Raw genomic sequence first — 16,670 nt, forward strand, 5'->3', positions numbered from 1 at the left:
GGGAGAGGGTCGGGGTGAGGGCATCAGCGCGCACACATTCTCTGGACATTTTCTATGCGATACCATCAATACTACCCCGTCGACATCGTCAACGGCCCCGGCACCCGCTGCACCCTGTTCGTTTCAGGCTGCGTCCACGAATGCCCCGGCTGCTATAACAAAAGCACCTGGCGCTTAAATTCCGGCATGCCGTTCACCGCCGAAATGGAAGACCGGATCGTCAACGACCTGAACGATACGCGCATCAAACGCCAGGGGATTTCGCTCTCCGGCGGCGACCCCCTGCACCCGCAAAACGTGCCGGATATCCTGAAGCTGGTGAAGCGCATTCGCCGCGAATGTGCAGGCAAAGATATTTGGGTCTGGACGGGATATAAACTGGACGAACTCAATGCGCAGCAAAGAGAAGTAGTGGATCTGATTAACGTCCTGGTCGACGGCAAGTTCGTGCAGGATTTAAAAGACCCGGCTCTAATCTGGCGCGGCAGCAGTAACCAGGTAGTGCATCATTTGCGTTGAACAAAGGCGGATGTTATCCGTCCGCCCTTATCTCAAAACCGGCTCAAACTCTCCATCGCCACCGCCTTAAACCCGGCAAAATCTCCGCAGCTACAGAGCCGAGACATCGCCCGTTCACGCAGGAAGGTGACGAAGATATCGTAAATCGCCATCGCCTCTTCGTATTCGCTTTTGCTGATGGCGAGCAGGAAGATGACGTGCGCGGTTTCGTCGCCCCACTGGACGCCGTGCGGGGCTAGCACGGTATAGACTACCGTTTTCTGCGCCAGCAGGCCGAGGGAGTGCGGCAGCGCAATACCGTCGCCGAGCATGGTGCTGACGATGGCTTCACGCTCGACGACCGAATCCAGAAACTCCGCGCCAACGAAACCTTCGCCTTCAAGCTGCGCGCACAGCTCGCGGAACAGCGTTTGCTGGTCAACGGGCTTGTCGAGAATGCGGAAATGGGCCGCGTCGAAGTATTTATCCAGCATCCACGGGCGGGTGCGGTCCACCAGCACCAGCTTGCCGATCTGCTCTAACTGGTAATCGGTCGGGAACGGGGCGATCGTCACCACCGGCTTAGACTTTTCGCTCACGCGGGCTGTGGCGATCACGAAGTCTTCGCCGATAGAGTCGGCCAATTCGTACTCGCGCAGGGTGAGCGTGCGCGTGACTTCAATTTGCGGATATTTGCGCTGCAGCACCGCTTCGATCATGCGGACCATGGCATTCCCGGCGTCGCACACCAGCAGCACCCGCGGCTGGCGCTGGTAGCCGATGTTGTAATGCCGCTCCAGCCCGACGCCGATGTGCAGCACCAGGAAGCCAATCTCGTTTTCGCTGATTACGTACGGCGTGTATTTTCCCCAGCTCGACACCGCCGCGAGGGTCATATCCCACGCCATCGGGTAGTGCTGCTTGATGTTATCCAGCAGCGGGTTGGGGATCATGATTTGATACCGCACGCGGGTGATCATGGTTTTGATATGCGTGAGCAGGTCCGCGTGCAGCTGCTCGTCGCTGAGCAGATTGTAGTTATAGTGGGTGTTGATATAGCGCAGGATGTAGTTGACCAGCGCTTCGTCGTCATCCGCGTTAATTGCGCTCGGGGCAATCTCCTGGATCTGCCGCGCCGCAATGTGCACGCACAGCCAGCTCTCCTCCGAAGGTGAAAGCGCTTTGCCCGCCAGCTGCTGGATAGTGACGGCGATATCCTTCGCCGCCTCGCGCACGTTCTCTTCCACGTCTTCGGCGTGGAATTCCGGCAGCGGATAGCCCTCGCTGATGCGCCGCACCGACACTGCGCAGTACAGGCGCAGGAACAGTTCGCCTTCATCGGTCAGACGGATGTGATGACGCGTCAGCGCCTCGTGCAGCACGGGCACCATCTGCTCCGCCACGCCTGCATTCAGCGCCACGTCGGTCACCAGCGGGTTCAGACTGTCCTGCTGCGCCAGCTCCCAGAGCAGATCGGTCAGGCAGGCGCGGGTCGACATCTCGCTGCCAAACAGCTTCATGCCGTGGCGCGGACGCGTTTCCAGCGTCAGGTTATAGCGGTGAAACCACTCGCGCACTTCGGCCATGTCGCTTTGCAGCGTGGCGCGGCTGACGAACCACTCGTCCGCCAGATCCTCGAGCTTAAGAGAAAATGCCGAGGTCAGAAAACGCACCACCAGATAGTGCACGCGCTCCGGCCCGGTCCGGGGAATACGCAGCGCGCGCGGGTGGGATGCCTGCAGCTGCTGGTAGCGCTGGGCATCATCAATTTTGAGCTGGTAGCCGTTGCCCCGGCTCAATATAAACTGCGCGCCGTGGCCTGCCAGCAGCGCGTTCAGGGCGGTGATATCGGCACGGACGGTTCGCGTGGAGACCGACAGCCGCTGCGCCAGCTCGTCCTGCGGCAGCGTCTCGTTTTGCAACAGATCGAACAGTTGCGCTAAACGTTGGTTCGGAAATCGCACGGGTTTGTCCTCTTACAGCTTAAGGTGAAATGACCATCTGGGATGGGCTGCCGACCGGGATGTAGTCCGGCTCGAAGCTCAATTTGCCGTCCTGCGCCACGCGGAAACGGGTAATGTTGTCGCTGCGCTGGTTCATGACGTACAGCCAGCGCCCCTGCTTATCGAGCGTCAGGGTGCGCGGGTAGTCGCCGCGCGTCCAGACGTCGTCCTGATGCGTCAGCGTGCCCTCCGCTGTTACGGTAAAGTGCCCGATGCTGTTATGCAAACGGTTAGCCACATACAGCTGTTTACCGTCGGCGCTTAATGCGAGCCCGGCAGCAAAGCTGGTGCCTTTGTAACCTTCCGGCAGGGCTGAAAGCGTTTTGCCCTCTTTTAAGGTGCCGTTGGCGCTCACGGTATAATGGGTGAGCGTAGACGCCTCTTCGTTAATCAGCCACAGGGCATCGCCTTTTGGCGTAAAGACAAAGTGGCGCGGCCCGGCGCCTTTTGAGGAGGCGCTGATAAACGGCGGATCGTTCGGCGTCAGCTTCCCTGTTCGATCGTCAAAACGGTACTGGTAGAGGCGATCCAGCCCAAGATCGGTGGAAAAGACGTATTTCCCGCTCGGATCGGCGGCGATCATGTGCGCGTGGGGGCCGTTATGATCGCTGATGGCAAAGCTGCCCTCCGCTGCCGCTTCCGGCTTCGCCGCGCCCGGTTCGCCCCGATCCTGATGTGTGTCCGTGGCCTCACCCAGGCTGCCGTCTGCTTTAACGGGCAGCACTGCGATAGATCCGCTGACGTAGTTCGCCACCAGCAGATGGCGACCGTTCGGCGTCAGGGAAAGATACACCGGCCCCGCACCGCCGGAGGCCACCTGATTCAGCTCGCTCAGCGCGCCGTTATCCCCCACCCGCAGCGCCTGCACCACGCCCTGCTCCACCTCGCTTGCCAGATAGAGCGTTTTGCCGTCGTGCGAGACGGCCAGCTGCGCGGCGTTCGGCAGCTTGCTCACCAGCGTTTTATTCGCCAGCGCGCCGCTTTGCGGGTCAACGGTAAAGCGGTACAGCCCTTCGCCGTTGGGGTTGTAGGTGCCCACCCAGGCGTACTGCGTCTGGGCGATGGCGGCGGTGGCGAACATTGAGAGTGAAGCAACAAGCAGGGTACGGGTGTGCATGGTGGCTCCTTTGGGTGTGTGCGGTAAGGTTTTGTTCTACTGCACCAGCTTCTTCGTCATCGCAAGCAGCGTACGCACGTCTTCCGGGCGCGTATCGCCGCTGGCTTTGTCGATAATCGAGCTGTAGATATGCGGGATGATTTTGCTCACGCCCGCGTCGAGAGCGATCTGCAGGATCTCCTCATAGTTTTCCAGATCGATACCTCCGGTCGGCTCGAGCCAGAAGTCGTGACGGGCGCAGGCTTCCGCCACCGCTTTGTACTCGTCACGGCACTTCAGGCCACCCATCGGGAAGTATTTGATGGAGCTGCCGCCGAAATCTTTCAGCAGGGCAATCGCGGTTTCAACCGGTACGATGCCGTCAGGCGCGTTGCTGCTCAGCGGTCCGGTGGAGATTTTGACCATCCCGACAGTGCCGGTCGGCGAGACCAGACCGTTGACCACGGAGTCGTTCTGCCCCAGCAGCGCGCGGCTGGTGGCCACGCCGGTGAACACCTGGTTGACGTGCTGCGGCTGCACCTGACGGGAGATTTCGCTCACCATTGCCGACTGGTTCGGATCGCCCGCGCCCAACCCAACGGAAAGCGCGTTATCAATCAGCGCGGCATATTCACGCATATCGGCAACGGCGCTCGCCACGTCCGGGTAATTTTTGGAGAGCACGCCCACCAGCACGTGACCTTCCGCCGCCTCGTAAATGGCGCTGGCGTTGGCTTTCGATCCTGCCAGCACGTTCAGGCAGACGCGGTCACGGTAAAAGTTGGGGGTCAGTTTCATGCTTTTTTCTCCTGTCCTAATACTTCACTAATGCGGCGGTACACGATGTTCAGCTGGTCAGCATTCACGCTGCGCACGTCCGCCTCGATAATCCCTTCGTTGGCCTTGTAGCCACGGAAGTAAATGGCGTATTCGCCCTGTTTCAGCTTCGCCACCAGATCGCCCGTGCCGACGCCCGTAGCGGCTTCGTCGAACTTAATCTCGGTGCGCGCGATATCGCGACCGGCGCTGTCCCAGACCACGCGCGCGGTGACGCCGTTCAGGGTGTTCAGCGCCTCGATAAACGGCGTCATCTTCGCCACCATCTCGGCCCCGCTCTCTTTGATCGCCGTCAGGTAGTGTTCGATGGCGCAGGTCAGACCAAGAATGCCCTCCTTGCCCACTTTCATGGCGCGACCAATGCCCGCCGTCTGACGCTTCACCCATTCAACGTACTGGGTTTTGCCGATCACCAGCCCGCTGGTTGGCCCTTCAATCGCCTTCGCGCCGCTGTAGATCACCAGATCGGCACCGGATCGGTAGTAGGCGTGCAGATCTTCTTCCGCCGCCGCATCGACGATCAGCGGGAGATCGTGCTTGCGCGCCACCACCGCCGCCTGCTCGACGCTGAGCATGCTTTTCTGCACGCAGTGGTGCGATTTGATGTAGAGGATCGCCGCCGTGCGCGGGGTGATCGCCGCCGCCAGCTGATCGGCAGAGCATTCGTTGGCATAGCCCGCCTCCACCAGCTTGCCACCGCCCAGCGCCACCATGGTGCCCACCGGCGCGCCAAAGTTCACGTTGTGGCCTTTCGGCAGGACGATTTCGTTGTTCTCAATCGGAGTCACGTGCAGGTTTTCCAGCAGCCAGTCGCTGTCTTTCACCAGCACCGCCGCCACCGACTGAGCAATGCCCGCCGACGCGCAGGAGACCACCGTCGCGCCTTCCACATCCAGCAGCTTCGCGATGTATTCCCCGGTTTTGTTGATCAGATCCTTCATCTCGAAATAGTGATTCATGCCGTCCATCGCCGCCTGCACCACTTCCGGGCGCGGCGTGGAGACGCCCAGCGCCGTCATGCGGCCAGAGGTGTTGATAACCTGCTTTAAGTTGTACTTCTCATAAATCGAAGGCATGTTCCGTGCTCCCTTGTTCGGTCATGTAGCCCTTGCCCGCGCGGATCGCGGCAAGCGGCACCAGAATGTGTTCAGCCTGCAGGCTGTCGTTTTCAGCATCCGTCAGCACCGTCGGCTGGCGCTTAAGCGTAAACAGCGTCAGGTCGGCGTCGAGGCCCGGCTGAATGCGGCCTTTATGCGACAGGCGCAGGCCGTCGGCAGCGTTCGCAGTCACGCAGTCAATCACCTGCGGCAGCGACATGCCGATGGCGAGGAATTTAGACATTACGCTTGCCAGCGAGCCCACCGGGCCGTTGATGCGGTTGCGGCAGTAGATATCCGAGCTGATGGTGTGCGGCAGAATGCCCATCGCGATGGCGCGTTTCGCCACTTCGAAGCTGAAGCTCGCCGTACCGTGGCCGACGTCCAGACGCACGCCGCGCTTCAGCGCAGACGTAATGGAGGCGCGCAGCTCGCCGGAGGGCGTCAGAATGCGGTTGGGTTTGCCGTTGTAGCAGTGGGTGATGATGTCGCCGGAGCTCAGCAGCTCGGCAATTTCGTCGAGGTTCGGCGGGTTGTTGCCGATATGCACCATCAGCGGCAGGTCGCCGTTCTCTTTCTGAATGGCTTTCGCCCGCTCCAGCGGCGTAATGCCGTTTTCACCGACCACGCTGCTGCTCATGCGCGCCTTCAGGCCGACGATAAAATCAGGGTGGCGCTTCACCGCCTGCGTCACCGCGTCGGCGTCAATATTCGCCATGTTGGCCAGTTCGTTCTGGGCAATCAGCCCCACGCGGGAGATGTTCAGCAGGGCAAACACCTCGGTAGAGGCCCTGCGGGTGATGTCGTAGAAATCGTCCACGTCGTCGGCACCGGTACTGCCCGCGTCCACCACGGAGGTGACGCCGGTGGCAATGCCCACGCTGTCCGGCTCGTCGTGGTAAATCGGGGAGTTCGGGTAGCAGTGAACGTGGGAGTCAATCCAGCCTGCGCTGACGAACACGTCGCCGTTCAGCTCAACCGTTTTATGCGCGGGGGCGTCAATGTCGCCCAGCGCCGCGATCTTCCCGTCCTGAATGGCGATATCGGTCAGGGTATCGTCGGCAAGGCGCGCACGGCGCAGGAGTAAATCAAACATGAGGATCTCCTGATAAGGCGGGCGCCTGAGCGCCCGCGGGTATTAAAGGGCGACCGGGAACAGCCAGCCCAACAGCATTGCGCCGAGAATGGCGCCACCGGTGATCGGCTTCTGCCAGATGTAGAACACCAGCGCACCCAGCAGGGAACCGACGCCGATAGGAATGGAGGCGGTCATGGCGCTGAGGATAATCAACGGCCCGAGGAAGCGGCCGGAGGCGTTACCCGCGCCCATCATCACGTCTGCACCGTAGGTGGAGTTGCTCTGGTTGATGGTGAACTTACGCGCCAGGATGATGACGTAGCCAATCGCCAGACCAATCACCAGGCCGGTAATCAGCGCGGCAATGAAGTTGGTCACCGGGAACATGATGCCCGCGCCCAGCAGCAGCGCCGGAACGCCAAGACCGACGCCGGTCTGGATCGCACCGCCGATGTCGAGAATCCCCACCAGCGAGCCTTCGATAATACGGGCGAACAGGAAGCTCGCGCCAAACGCCGCCACCGCGCCGTAGACGCCGGTATCTATCCCCGCTTTCAGCATCGCCACGAAGGCCACTTCGTTAAACGCGCCGATGCCGTAGAGGTAGTACATGTGCGTCCCGGCGAAGACGCCGGAGGAGAGCAGGCCAACGAAGATCGGGAACGACCAGTCGGCATACCAAAAACCTTTATTCTGTTCCATGTAGAGGCTCCTGTTATTTACCGCTGAGCGAGTTGTGGATCATGTCGAGCCAGTTCGGCACGGTCAGATGGAAGGATTCGATCATCTTCATGTCGAAGCCGCGGAAGAAGCCGCTCAGCACGAAGAGCAGGACGATCGCCGCCATCATCACTTTGGTGACGTGGTTCCAGCCGCTCTCTTCCACGCCTTTACCGATCAGGATCCCCAGCACCAGGCCCGGTACGGCGTTGCCCATGATCAGCTGCGCCGCGCCGCCAAAGATGGTGGCCCAGAAGCCCGATTTTTTACCCGCGTCGATGGCCGCCAGCCAGAAGATCACCGGCATGACGGTGTTCACCAGCAGGTTTGCCGCAGGCACCAGCACTTTGACGGCGGTGACCTGAAGCGCTGCCGGAACGGAGGAGGCGGTCAGGTTCAGGAAGGTGACGACGAGCATGCCGATCACGCCGCAGGCAATCGCCATTTTGCGCGGGTCGTGCAGCGTTTCGCCGACGTTACGGTTTTTGATCATCAGTGCAGCAGCACCCCAGTTCGGGATGATGCGGTGGTCAACGTCCTGTGTGAAGGCACCTGCGGCCACGGAAGAGGCCCAGGCGTTAAAGAAGAAGCCTAACCCAAAGGAGAAGTGGGACGCCGGATCCCCTTCACAGGAGTTCAGTTCCCCCAACGTACGAAACGCGCCCATACCCTGAGTGGTAGGCGCATGAAACATGCGTGCAGCCCCGGCTCCGACACCGACGCCAACCAGGCCGCCAATGATGAGCGATTTTATTAATATAATTAAGAACATCAGTCTGCCCTTTTATGAATAATCAGCGTTGCGTGACGAAATCCACCTGGTCAAGATTGATAGCGGTCACGTTGACGGTCACATCCAGCTCCACGCTGTAGGTGCGTCTTTCCCGGCGCAGAAAGAAGAACAGAAACGCTTCTTTACGCACCGCTTCTTGCGCCTGAACGACCTGCACATCCTGTGGCTCAATACGCAGTAAGATATGCGGTGAGGCTTTCATCACCGCGGCCTGAACGTGGTTGAGCGCGTCAGCAAAGGCGCGCGCTTTAGCGTCGCCTTTGCCCTTCACTCTCACCGTGGTTGTGAACTGTTCTTTCATGCTTATGCGCCGTATTTCTTCTGCCACGCCTGTACCAGACGCTCGCCCAGCTCTTCTTTATCCATAAAGCCAAAGCCCAGCACGTTGCAGCCTTCGTTGATGGCGGTCACGCCTTCTTCCACCGAACGCATGCCGTATTTGGCCTTGTAGCCATATTTGGTTTGGGCAGTGATGGCACCCGCGCCGCCGCTGCCGCAGAAGGAGATGCCGAAGGTGGCGTTTTCCGCCTTCATCATGTCGCCGAGCTTCATGTCCGCCGCCATGCCCGGCACAACCACCGCGCGTCCACCTGCTTTTTCCACACCGGCAGCCACTTTCTGACCTTTACCCAGGCGATCGCCAATCACGACTGTAATCTGTTCCATGTGTTGCTCCTTAAAGGTTGTCTTTCGCGACTTCAAAGTGAACGGAGAGCAGCCAGGCTTCTTCATCAGGAAGATTGCCAAACTGCGCGACCACTTCACGGGCGAGCCGCATTGAATCCGGTGAAATTTCGTCAAACAGCTCTGCTTCAACCTCCGGCAGCGGCTCGCCGGTCACGGACCGGTGCGCCATTGCGCGCACGTGTGAGGTGAGCATCTGCTCCTGTACCGCATTGGGGATGATGTTGTTTCGGGCCAGCAGGGCATAAACCTGCTGCAGCATGGTGTTCGCGAGCTGTTCTGTTTGCTCTGCCTGTTCCCCAACGTCGTTCATTACCGCTCCGTTAATCACTGGTCTTACCCCGTTAATGGCTCTGGAATAAAACTAACGTTGGGGGGGAATTGTTTGTAGCGAGTTGTTTTCCACTTCGAAGTGGAAAGGCGAGCCGCAGCAGTGATCTGTGCCACATAAATGCGGTGAATCTGAATTAATCCCGGTATTTGCGTGATGAATATCACGTATTCCAGCGGCAAAACGCGCGCCGGGGAAACGAAACGTTCAGGCGTGGTGACGCAAAAATGTGATGGCGATAGGGTTTACTTATTACCGCGTAAAAAAACGGGAGCCACTGGCCCCCGCTGGTTGTTTGTCAGATGCGCGATCGGTTAACGGTATTTCTTGTGATACGTGTTACGGGTCGTCACAAACTGCTCGGCCGCCGCCTGGGCTTCCTTCACTTTGCCTTCGTTAGCCAGCTTCAGCGCGCCGTCGATCTGGCCGACCAGCACGTCAAAGCCGTGGCGGTAGTCTTTCATCTCTGCGCTGTCTGCCGCTTTGCTTTCCAGCTTCGGAGGCGTCGCTTTTTGTGCGTCCAGCGCCGCTTCACGCATTTTGGTCAGCGCGTCTTTCATTTCAGCCGCATTGTCCGTTTTCTGCACCACCTTCAGGTTTTGACCGAGGATGCCCATGTCGTCTTCAAGATCGGCAGCAAACGCAGAAGAGCCAAGAACCAGCGTTGAAGCCGCGACGATCGCTAACAGATGTTTACGCATTGCTCACTTCCTTTTTTATTATTAAAACGCCTTTACGGGTATTACTGACCGGCGATTTTCATTTCCGGCAGAAGTACAGAACCACACTGTATATTGCTACGTGTTTCAATATCGTTACCGACCGTAACGATATTGCGCCACATGTCCTTCAGGTTGCCGGCAATCGTAATCTCGCTTACCGGATACTGGATTTCGCCGTTTTCCACCCAGAAGCCCGCCGCGCCGCGCGAGTAGTCTCCTGTGATGCCGCTTACGCCCTGGCCCATCAGCTCGGTGACCACCAGACCGGTGCCCATCTCTTTCAGCATCTGTTCAAAGTTCAGGCCCTGTCCGGCAATGCGCCAGTTGTGAATGCCGCCAGCGTGTCCGGTGCTTTTCAGACCCAGCTTGCGCGCGGAGTAGTTGGTCAGCAGCCACTGCGTCAGAATACCGTCTTTGATGATATCGCGACGTTCGGTGCGCACGCCTTCGCTGTCGAACGGCGTGGAGGCCAGCCCTTTCAGCAGGTGCGGATGTTCTTCAATGGTGAGCCATTCCGGCAGGATCTGCTTGCCCAGCGAGTCGAGCAGGAAGGTCGATTTACGGTAAACCGAGCCGCCCGCGATAGCGCCCACAAGATGGCCAAACAGACCGGTTGCCACTTCGTTGGCAAAAATGACCGGGGCCTTCATGGTGGAGAGTTTACGCGGCGACAGGCGTGACAGCGTGCGTTCGGCACACTCTTTACCCACCCACTCAGGAGACTGCAAATCCCCCAGCGCGCGGCCAATGGTGTAGGCGTAGTCACGCTCCATGTCTCCGTTCTCTTCGGCGATCACGCAGCTGGAGAGCGAATGACGGGTAGAGCAGTAGCCCTGCAGCATGCCGTGGCTGTTGCCGAAGACTTTGATGCCGTAGTGGCTGTTGAAGCTGCCGCCTTCGGTATTGGTGATGCGCTTATCAGCCTGCAGGGAAGCCTGCTCGGCGCGTGCGGCCAACTCGATCGCTTCGTCCGGGGTCACCTCCGCCGGGTGGAAAAGATCGAGATCCGGCGCGTCAAATGCCAGCAGATCTTTATCCGCCACGCCTGCGTAAGGATCCGGAGAGGTATAACGGGCGATATCCAGCGCAGCCTGCACCGTGCGGGCAATGGCATCCGGGCTGAGATCGGTGGATGACGCGCTGCCTTTGCGATTCTGGTGATACACCGTGATCCCAAGCGCGCCATCGCTGTTGAATTCTACGTTCTCCACTTCACCATAGCGGGTACTCACGCTGATGCCGGTGGTTTTGCTGACCGCCACTTCGGCGCCATCTGATTTTTCTGAAGCAAGCATCAGCGCGGTGGAGACGGCTTCTTCAAGAATCTTACGCTGCGCTTCAACTTGTGAGGTTACTTTCATCGCAAATGCCATACTGTAAGAGAGAGTTATCTGAAGTCTAACAGAGAACCGTTTTTCAGTGCGCGTCTTAACTGGTAACATTAGCCTCTTTTTTTAAGGAGCCTGACATGACTAAGCAGCCCGAAGACTGGCTCGACGACGTTCCCGGTGATGACATCGAAGACGAAGATGATGAGATCATCTGGGTCAGTAAAAGTGAAATTAAACGTGACGCCGAAGAGTTAAAACAGCTTGGCGCAGAAATGGTAGAACTGGGTAAAAACGCGCTGGACAAGATCCCGCTCGACCAGGATCTGCGTGATGCCATTGAACTGGCACAGAAAATCAAGAAAGAAGGCCGTCGTCGCCAGCTTCAGCTTATCGGGAAAATGCTGCGTCAGCGCGACGTCGATCCGATCCGCCAGGCGCTGGACAAGCTGAAAAACCGCCACAACCAGCAGGTTGCGTTTTTCCATAAGCTTGAGCAGATCCGCGATCGCCTGATTGAACAGGGTGATGATGCCGTACCGGAAGTGCTGAACCTGTGGCCGGATGCCGACCGCCAGCAGCTGCGTTCCTTGATCCGCAACGCGCAGAAAGAGAAAGAAGGGAATAAGCCGCCGAAGTCTGCGCGCCTGATTTTCCAGTATCTGCGCGAGCTGTCTGAGAACGAAGAGTAATCTCTTCCCCTCATCCCAGCCCTCTCTCCAGAGGGGCGAGGGAGAAAACACGGGAAAGTAGGCCCGGTAAGCGCAAGCGCCACCGGGCTTTTTTTTACTCTGCGGCGGCCGCTTCCGCTTTCTTCGCCAGACCGTCCAGCAGCTTCTGATGGATCCCACCAAAACCGCCGTTGCTCATCACCAGAATGTGGTCGCCAGGCTGTGCGGCTTTCACCACCATATCCGCAAGCGTATCCACATCCGCGCTCCAGTGCGCAGGCTGAATGCAGGCGTCGGCCACTTCGGCCACCTGCCACGGAATATGCTGCGGCTGCAGCAGGAAGACTTCATCGGCGCGTCCTAACGACGGCGCGAGGTCATCTTTGCAGATGCCCATCTTCATGGTGTTCGAGCGCGGTTCCAGCACCGCCAGGATGCGGGCTGTCCCGCCAACCTTGCCACGCAGGGCGGCAAGCGTGGCCAGAATGGCGGTTGGGTGGTGCGCGAAATCGTCATACACGGTAACGCCGTGGGCTTCACCGCGCAGTTCCAGACGGCGACGGGCATTGATAAACGAGCCCAGCGCATTGGCCGCATCCGCAGGCAGAACGCCCACGTGACGCGCCGCAGCAATGGCCATCAGGCCGTTGTGCATGTTGTGCTCGCCCACCAGGCCCCACTTCACCTCACCCACTTTCTCACCGTCGAGCAGCACTTCCCACTCGGAGGCATCGGCGTTGAGCTTTTTCGCCTGCCAGTGGCCCTGCTCGCCCACCAGCTCCTGCTCGCTCCAGCAGCCCATCGCCATCGTCTGCTTCAGGTTGATGTCGTTCTCCGGCAGGATGATGCGCCCCTGGCCCGGAACAATGCGCACCAGGTGGTGGAACTGTTTCTGGATCGCTTTCAGGTCGTCAAAAATATCCGCGTGGTCGAACTCAAGGTTGTTGAGGATCAGCGTGCGCGGGCAGTAATGCACGAACTTGGAACGCTTGTCGAAGAACGCGCAGTCGTATTCGTCGGCTTCGATCACGAAGAACGGGCTGTCGCCCAGACGCGCAGAAACGTCGAAATTACCCGGTACGCCGCCAATCACGAAGCCAGGCTTGTAGCCGCAGGCTTCGAGGATCCAGGTCGCCATGCCCGCGGTGGTGGTTTTGCCATGCGTACCGGCAACGGCAACCACCCAGCGGTCGCGCAGGACGAAGTCATGCAGCCACTGCGGGCCGGACATGAACGGAATATTGCGTTCCAGAACCGCCTCGACGCACGGATTGCCGCGGGTCATGGCGTTGCCGATGATCACCAGGTCCGGCTCGGGATCAAGCTGGCTGGCATCGTAGCCCTGAATTAACGAGATGCCCTGTTTCTCCAGAAGTGTGCTCATTGGCGGATACACATTGGCGTCCGAACCTGTCACTTCATGGCCCAGCGAGCGCGCCAGCATTGCCAGTCCGCCCATGAAAGTGCCACAAATCCCCAATATATGAATGCGCATACGTCACTATCCTTCTTCAATGTGGCGCACATTTTACTCACATGTTAGCGGCTGTGAAACGCATTTCAGGTAAATCCGTATGTTGCTGGCGCGATTCACCTCTGCGCTAATATTTGAATGTTTGTTAAGATTGTTGGGCTTTAGTCGTTTTAGTGAACATACAATCGCTCTACTCACAAAGATGCAGGGAAAGTGTTATGAAAACGTTAGGTGAATTTATTGTCGAAAAGCAGCACGAGTTCTCTCATGCTACCGGTGAACTCACTGCTTTGCTGTCGGCAATAAAGCTGGGCGCTAAGATCATCCACCGTGATATCAACAAGGCCGGTCTGGTCGATATCCTGGGTGCCAGCGGTGCCGAGAACGTTCAGGGCGAGGTTCAACAGAAGCTCGATCTGTTCGCAAATGAAAAATTGAAAGCTGCACTGCGCGCGCGCGACATCGTTGCGGGTATCGCCTCTGAAGAAGAAGATGAAATTGTTGTTTTCGAAGGGTGTGAACACGCTAAATACGTTGTTCTGATGGATCCGCTCGACGGCTCCTCAAACATCGACGTTAACGTTTCTGTCGGTACCATTTTCTCCATCTACCGCCGCGTCACGCCTGTTGGCACGCCGGTGACCGAAGAAGATTTCCTGCAGCCGGGCATTAATCAGGTTGCTGCCGGTTACGTTGTTTATGGCTCCTCCACCATGCTGGTGTATACCACCGGGTGCGGGGTTCACGCCTTTACGTACGATCCGTCACTGGGCGTTTTCTGTCTGAGCCAGGAACGCATGCGCTTCCCGGAGAAAGGCAACACCTACTCCATCAACGAAGGCAACTACATCCGATTCCCGAACGGCGTGAAGAAGTACATTAAATTCTGCCAGGAAGAAGATAAAGCGACACAGCGCCCGTACACATCCCGCTATATTGGCTCTCTGGTCGCGGATTTCCACCGTAACCTGCTGAAAGGCGGTATCTACCTCTACCCAAGCACCGCCAGCCACCCGGACGGGAAGCTGCGCCTGCTGTACGAGTGCAACCCGATGGCGTTCCTCGCCGAACAGGCGGGCGGCAAGGCGAGCGACGGTAAAGAGCGTATTCTGGATATCGTGCCGGAAAGCCTTCACCAGCGCCGTTCATTCTTCGTCGGCAACAACCACATGGTTGAAGACGTTGAGCGTTTTATCCGTGAGTACCCGGACGCGTAATGCCTCTCTACAGGGGAGCCGTTCTGGCTCCCCTGGTCATTTATATATTTTACCGTATAAGTGTTTATAAAAAACATGCTTTAATATTCACCACTGCTCCTGCATTATTTCCATAACAGTTTGACAGATATTTCGTGGAGCAGAATCGCAATGAAAAATTATTCCCGTGCTAATACCGGCATTGATTTAAATCTTATCCCTGTATTTATTGAGATCGTCCGCTGCGGCAGCATGGCAAAAGCCTCTTTGCGTCTGGAGATGTCACGTCCGGCGGTGAGTCTGGCCTTAAAGCGTTTTAATCAACTCTTTGATGAACCGTTATTTTTCCGCAAAGGTTTATATCTTGAACCGACGGAAAAGGCGTTAGCCTTAACCAGCTCGCTGGAAATATTAATGGGTGATATTCACGATAATATTGCGGCAGTTAATTCCGGGAAAAATAAAACCCCGGCACAGAACGTACCGGGGCTGGGTAATATTATGCAGCGGTCTGAGTCGCCACTTTGAATGATGACATGGCTTCCATCAGCTGACGCGACTGCTCCTCAAGGGAGCGGGTCGCGGCGGAGGATTGCTGCACCAGCGCCGCATTCTGCTGCGCGGTTTCGTCCATCTGATTTACCGCAATATTCACCTGCTCAATACCGCGGCTCTGCTCCTGAGACGCGGTCGCAATCTCACGCATCAGTTTGGTCATGCGCAGCACTTCTGTTGCGATCTCGTCCATCGTCTCGCCAGCCTGCTGGGCCAGCTCGCTGCCCTCGTTAACGTGGGTCTGCGAATCACTGATAAGCGTTCGGATCTCTTTCGCGGCGTCGGCGCTGCGGCTGGCGAGGTTTCGCACTTCGCCCGCGACGACGGCAAACCCGCGCCCCTGCTCGCCCGCTCGCGCCGCTTCCACGGAGGCGTTAAGCGCCAGGATATTGGTCTGGAAGGCAATACCGTCGATCACGCTCAGGATGTCGGCGATGCGCGCCGAGCTGCCGGAGATATCGCGCATTTTTTCAATGACGTAGCAGACCATTTCGCTGCCGTGATCGGCCGTGTCGGACACCGACTTCGCCAGCTGGTGCGCCTGCTCGGCGTTATCGGCGTTGAGCTTCACCGTCGCGGTGATCTGTTCCATGCTGGCCGCAGTCTGCTCAAGCGACGTGGCGGTGGATTCCGTACGCTCGGCAAGATCGCGGTTTCCCAGCGTCAGCTCACGGCTGCCGGTGTCAATTTGCGAGCTGGCATCGCGTACCCGCATAACCGAGTTCATCAGCGACTTTCGCATCTCCTCTATCACCGCGTTGAGGCGGTTAAACTCCTGGCTCGCGGGGGCATTCAGCGTATGGGTTAAATCCCCCGCCGCCACGTTCTCCAGCTGAGCGATCGATGCAGAGAGCGGCTTGAGCAGCATATGGCGCAGCACCAGCCAGGCGAGCACGATAATGCCCGCCGTCAGCAGCGCGGCGACGATAATCAGGATCAGTACGTGGGTTTTACTCGCCTGCACGGCACTCACTTCCGCCTGACCACGCGCTTCGCTCCATTTCTGAAACGCCTGCATATCGTTATCAAACTGCTTCGCCACCGGAATCAGCGTCTTCTCCAGCAGATCGTAATACCCGTCCGCGCTCTGGTCATTCAGGGTTTTCAGCATCGGGTTGATCCCCTGCTGGCTATACGTCGCCAGGCTGGCCGCCACTTTATCGAGCAGCTGTTGCCCCTGCTCGTCAGCCACGCCGCCGTCGATTACGCCTTTCAGCGTTTTTTGGGCCAGGGCAACTTCCTGATTGATGTTTTTTACCGCTTTGGCCGCATCGTCCAGCATGCCGATTTCCATCATGCGGACGGCCTGGCCCGCCTCATTGCGCGCGCGCAGGATCAGCGTATAGCCTGAATTAAGCTGCACCATCTGCTCACCCTGAAGGTGATTAATACGCTGCAGTGAAGAAGAACTCTGTGTGAGGGCATAAATGCCAATGCCGCTGACAATCAGCAGCAGAAGGGTCATAACGGCCAGTAAAGAGAGCAAGCCGGTACGAATCGATAGCGTTTTAAGCATGATATTATTTCCGGTAGCGAGATATTTCTGGGCATAAAAAAAGAGTATCGGCCGCTACCGGAAAATGTTTA

General features: G+C 58.1%; 18 protein-coding genes. 4 read left to right on the top strand and 14 right to left on the bottom strand.

All coding sequences use genetic code 11. The features are described 5' to 3' along the window. Positions 1 to 54: 54 nt before the first annotated feature. Entirely contained in the window at positions 55 to 519 is a 465-nt protein-coding gene (gene nrdG / locus BJ885_RS18060) for an anaerobic ribonucleoside-triphosphate reductase-activating protein (protein ID WP_048977027.1), read from the top strand. A 32-nt stretch (positions 520 to 551) separates the two neighbouring features. Here the strand turns inward: nrdG and BJ885_RS18065 are convergent, their stop codons facing one another. From BJ885_RS18065 to pmbA, 12 genes are all read right to left on the bottom strand, one after another. Next, a complete protein-coding gene (locus BJ885_RS18065) occupies positions 552 to 2,462 on the bottom strand; it encodes a transcription antiterminator (RefSeq protein ID WP_121932369.1) in 1,911 nt (636 codons plus the stop codon). Positions 2,463 to 2,481: 19 nt separating this feature from the next. Continuing rightward, positions 2,482 to 3,618 (bottom strand): lactonase family protein, encoded by a 1,137-nt coding sequence (locus BJ885_RS18070; RefSeq protein WP_121932368.1) that lies wholly within the window; start codon positions 3,616 to 3,618, stop codon positions 2,482 to 2,484. 36 nt (positions 3,619 to 3,654) lie between these two features. Next, a complete protein-coding gene (locus BJ885_RS18075) occupies positions 3,655 to 4,395 on the bottom strand; it encodes a 2-dehydro-3-deoxy-phosphogluconate aldolase (RefSeq protein ID WP_121932367.1) in 741 nt (246 codons plus the stop codon). Continuing rightward, a complete protein-coding gene (locus BJ885_RS18080) occupies positions 4,392 to 5,510 on the bottom strand; it encodes a DgaE family pyridoxal phosphate-dependent ammonia lyase (RefSeq protein ID WP_121932366.1) in 1,119 nt (372 codons plus the stop codon). The genes BJ885_RS18075 and BJ885_RS18080 overlap by 4 nt, the downstream gene beginning before the upstream one ends. Beyond that, the gene (locus BJ885_RS18085; RefSeq protein WP_047646500.1) at positions 5,494 to 6,627 is read right to left on the bottom strand and encodes an amidohydrolase/deacetylase family metallohydrolase; all 1,134 of its coding nucleotides are present in this window, start codon (positions 6,625 to 6,627) and stop codon (positions 5,494 to 5,496) included. The genes BJ885_RS18080 and BJ885_RS18085 overlap by 17 nt, the downstream gene beginning before the upstream one ends. Before the next feature lie 42 nt (positions 6,628 to 6,669). Further along, a complete protein-coding gene (locus tag BJ885_RS18090; RefSeq protein WP_023310183.1) occupies positions 6,670 to 7,311 on the bottom strand; it encodes a DUF4310 family protein in 642 nt (213 codons plus the stop codon). A gap of 13 nt (positions 7,312 to 7,324) precedes the next feature. Continuing rightward, on the bottom strand, positions 7,325 to 8,101 hold the full coding sequence (locus BJ885_RS18095; RefSeq protein ID WP_023310182.1) for a DUF4311 domain-containing protein: 777 nt from the start codon (positions 8,099 to 8,101) through the stop codon (positions 7,325 to 7,327). 22 nt (positions 8,102 to 8,123) lie between these two features. Beyond that, the gene (locus tag BJ885_RS18100) at positions 8,124 to 8,423 is read right to left on the bottom strand and encodes a DUF4312 family protein (protein ID WP_006810338.1); all 300 of its coding nucleotides are present in this window, start codon (positions 8,421 to 8,423) and stop codon (positions 8,124 to 8,126) included. 2 nt (positions 8,424 to 8,425) lie between these two features. Continuing rightward, positions 8,426 to 8,788, bottom strand: a complete 363-nt coding sequence (locus tag BJ885_RS18105; RefSeq protein WP_010427372.1) for an SFCGS family glycine-rich protein — start codon at positions 8,786 to 8,788, stop codon at positions 8,426 to 8,428. Positions 8,789 to 8,798: 10 nt separating this feature from the next. Beyond that, the gene (locus tag BJ885_RS18110; RefSeq protein WP_025911967.1) at positions 8,799 to 9,137 is read right to left on the bottom strand and encodes a glycine dehydrogenase; all 339 of its coding nucleotides are present in this window, start codon (positions 9,135 to 9,137) and stop codon (positions 8,799 to 8,801) included. A gap of 314 nt (positions 9,138 to 9,451) precedes the next feature. Next, positions 9,452 to 9,838, bottom strand: a complete 387-nt coding sequence (gene cybC / locus BJ885_RS18115; protein ID WP_008501412.1) for a cytochrome b562 — start codon at positions 9,836 to 9,838, stop codon at positions 9,452 to 9,454. A gap of 41 nt (positions 9,839 to 9,879) precedes the next feature. Then, positions 9,880 to 11,232 carry a metalloprotease PmbA gene (pmbA, locus tag BJ885_RS18120; RefSeq protein WP_023310180.1) on the bottom strand — a complete coding sequence of 451 codons (1,353 nt, stop codon included), beginning with the start codon at positions 11,230 to 11,232 and terminating at the stop codon, positions 9,880 to 9,882. A gap of 95 nt (positions 11,233 to 11,327) precedes the next feature. Between pmbA and yjgA the strand changes: the two genes are divergently transcribed. After that, on the top strand, positions 11,328 to 11,879 hold the full coding sequence (yjgA, locus tag BJ885_RS18125) for a ribosome biogenesis factor YjgA (RefSeq protein ID WP_029739257.1): 552 nt from the start codon (positions 11,328 to 11,330) through the stop codon (positions 11,877 to 11,879). Positions 11,880 to 11,973: 94 nt separating this feature from the next. Here yjgA and mpl read toward each other — a convergent pair whose 3' ends face one another. After that, positions 11,974 to 13,353 carry a UDP-N-acetylmuramate:L-alanyl-gamma-D-glutamyl-meso-diaminopimelate ligase gene (gene mpl, locus BJ885_RS18130; protein WP_032662469.1) on the bottom strand — a complete coding sequence of 460 codons (1,380 nt, stop codon included), beginning with the start codon at positions 13,351 to 13,353 and terminating at the stop codon, positions 11,974 to 11,976. Between the two features lie 197 nt (positions 13,354 to 13,550). Between mpl and fbp the strand changes: the two genes are divergently transcribed. Then, entirely contained in the window at positions 13,551 to 14,549 is a 999-nt protein-coding gene (gene fbp / locus BJ885_RS18135) for a class 1 fructose-bisphosphatase (protein WP_023310178.1), read from the top strand. Positions 14,550 to 14,699: 150 nt separating this feature from the next. Next, positions 14,700 to 15,056 (top strand): LysR family transcriptional regulator, encoded by a 357-nt coding sequence (locus BJ885_RS18140; RefSeq protein WP_029739255.1) that lies wholly within the window; start codon positions 14,700 to 14,702, stop codon positions 15,054 to 15,056. On the opposite strand, the gene BJ885_RS18145 is transcribed toward BJ885_RS18140, so the two are convergent. Further along, positions 15,028 to 16,599, bottom strand: a complete 1,572-nt coding sequence (locus tag BJ885_RS18145; RefSeq protein ID WP_121932365.1) for a methyl-accepting chemotaxis protein — start codon at positions 16,597 to 16,599, stop codon at positions 15,028 to 15,030. The genes BJ885_RS18140 and BJ885_RS18145 overlap by 29 nt on opposite strands. Positions 16,600 to 16,670 lie beyond the last annotated feature (71 nt).

Source organism: Enterobacter sp. WP_7_1, assembly GCF_003688535.1.
In the GTDB taxonomy this organism is placed as follows: Bacteria; Pseudomonadota; Gammaproteobacteria; order Enterobacterales; family Enterobacteriaceae; genus Enterobacter; species Enterobacter asburiae.

Bases quoted from the DNA above. Each gene is read 5' to 3' on its own strand.
- nrdG (WP_048977027.1), top strand. From the start codon at position 55: ATGCGATACCATCAATACTACCCCGTCGACATCGTCAACGGCCCCGGC.
- BJ885_RS18070 (WP_121932368.1), bottom strand. From the start codon at position 3,618: ATGCACACCCGTACCCTGCTTGTTGCTTCACTCTCAATGTTCGCCACC.
- BJ885_RS18075 (WP_121932367.1), bottom strand. From the start codon at position 4,395: ATGAAACTGACCCCCAACTTTTACCGTGACCGCGTCTGCCTGAACGTG.
- BJ885_RS18080 (WP_121932366.1), bottom strand. From the start codon at position 5,510: ATGCCTTCGATTTATGAGAAGTACAACTTAAAGCAGGTTATCAACACC.
- BJ885_RS18085 (WP_047646500.1), bottom strand. From the start codon at position 6,627: ATGTTTGATTTACTCCTGCGCCGTGCGCGCCTTGCCGACGATACCCTG.
- BJ885_RS18090 (WP_023310183.1), bottom strand. From the start codon at position 7,311: ATGGAACAGAATAAAGGTTTTTGGTATGCCGACTGGTCGTTCCCGATC.
- BJ885_RS18095 (WP_023310182.1), bottom strand. From the start codon at position 8,101: ATGTTCTTAATTATATTAATAAAATCGCTCATCATTGGCGGCCTGGTT.
- BJ885_RS18100 (WP_006810338.1), bottom strand. From the start codon at position 8,423: ATGAAAGAACAGTTCACAACCACGGTGAGAGTGAAGGGCAAAGGCGAC.
- BJ885_RS18105 (WP_010427372.1), bottom strand. From the start codon at position 8,788: ATGGAACAGATTACAGTCGTGATTGGCGATCGCCTGGGTAAAGGTCAG.
- cybC (WP_008501412.1), bottom strand. From the start codon at position 9,838: ATGCGTAAACATCTGTTAGCGATCGTCGCGGCTTCAACGCTGGTTCTT.
- pmbA (WP_023310180.1), bottom strand. From the start codon at position 11,232: ATGGCATTTGCGATGAAAGTAACCTCACAAGTTGAAGCGCAGCGTAAG.
- yjgA (WP_029739257.1), top strand. From the start codon at position 11,328: ATGACTAAGCAGCCCGAAGACTGGCTCGACGACGTTCCCGGTGATGAC.
- mpl (WP_032662469.1), bottom strand. From the start codon at position 13,353: ATGCGCATTCATATATTGGGGATTTGTGGCACTTTCATGGGCGGACTG.
- fbp (WP_023310178.1), top strand. From the start codon at position 13,551: ATGAAAACGTTAGGTGAATTTATTGTCGAAAAGCAGCACGAGTTCTCT.
- BJ885_RS18140 (WP_029739255.1), top strand. From the start codon at position 14,700: ATGAAAAATTATTCCCGTGCTAATACCGGCATTGATTTAAATCTTATC.
- BJ885_RS18145 (WP_121932365.1), bottom strand. From the start codon at position 16,599: ATGCTTAAAACGCTATCGATTCGTACCGGCTTGCTCTCTTTACTGGCC.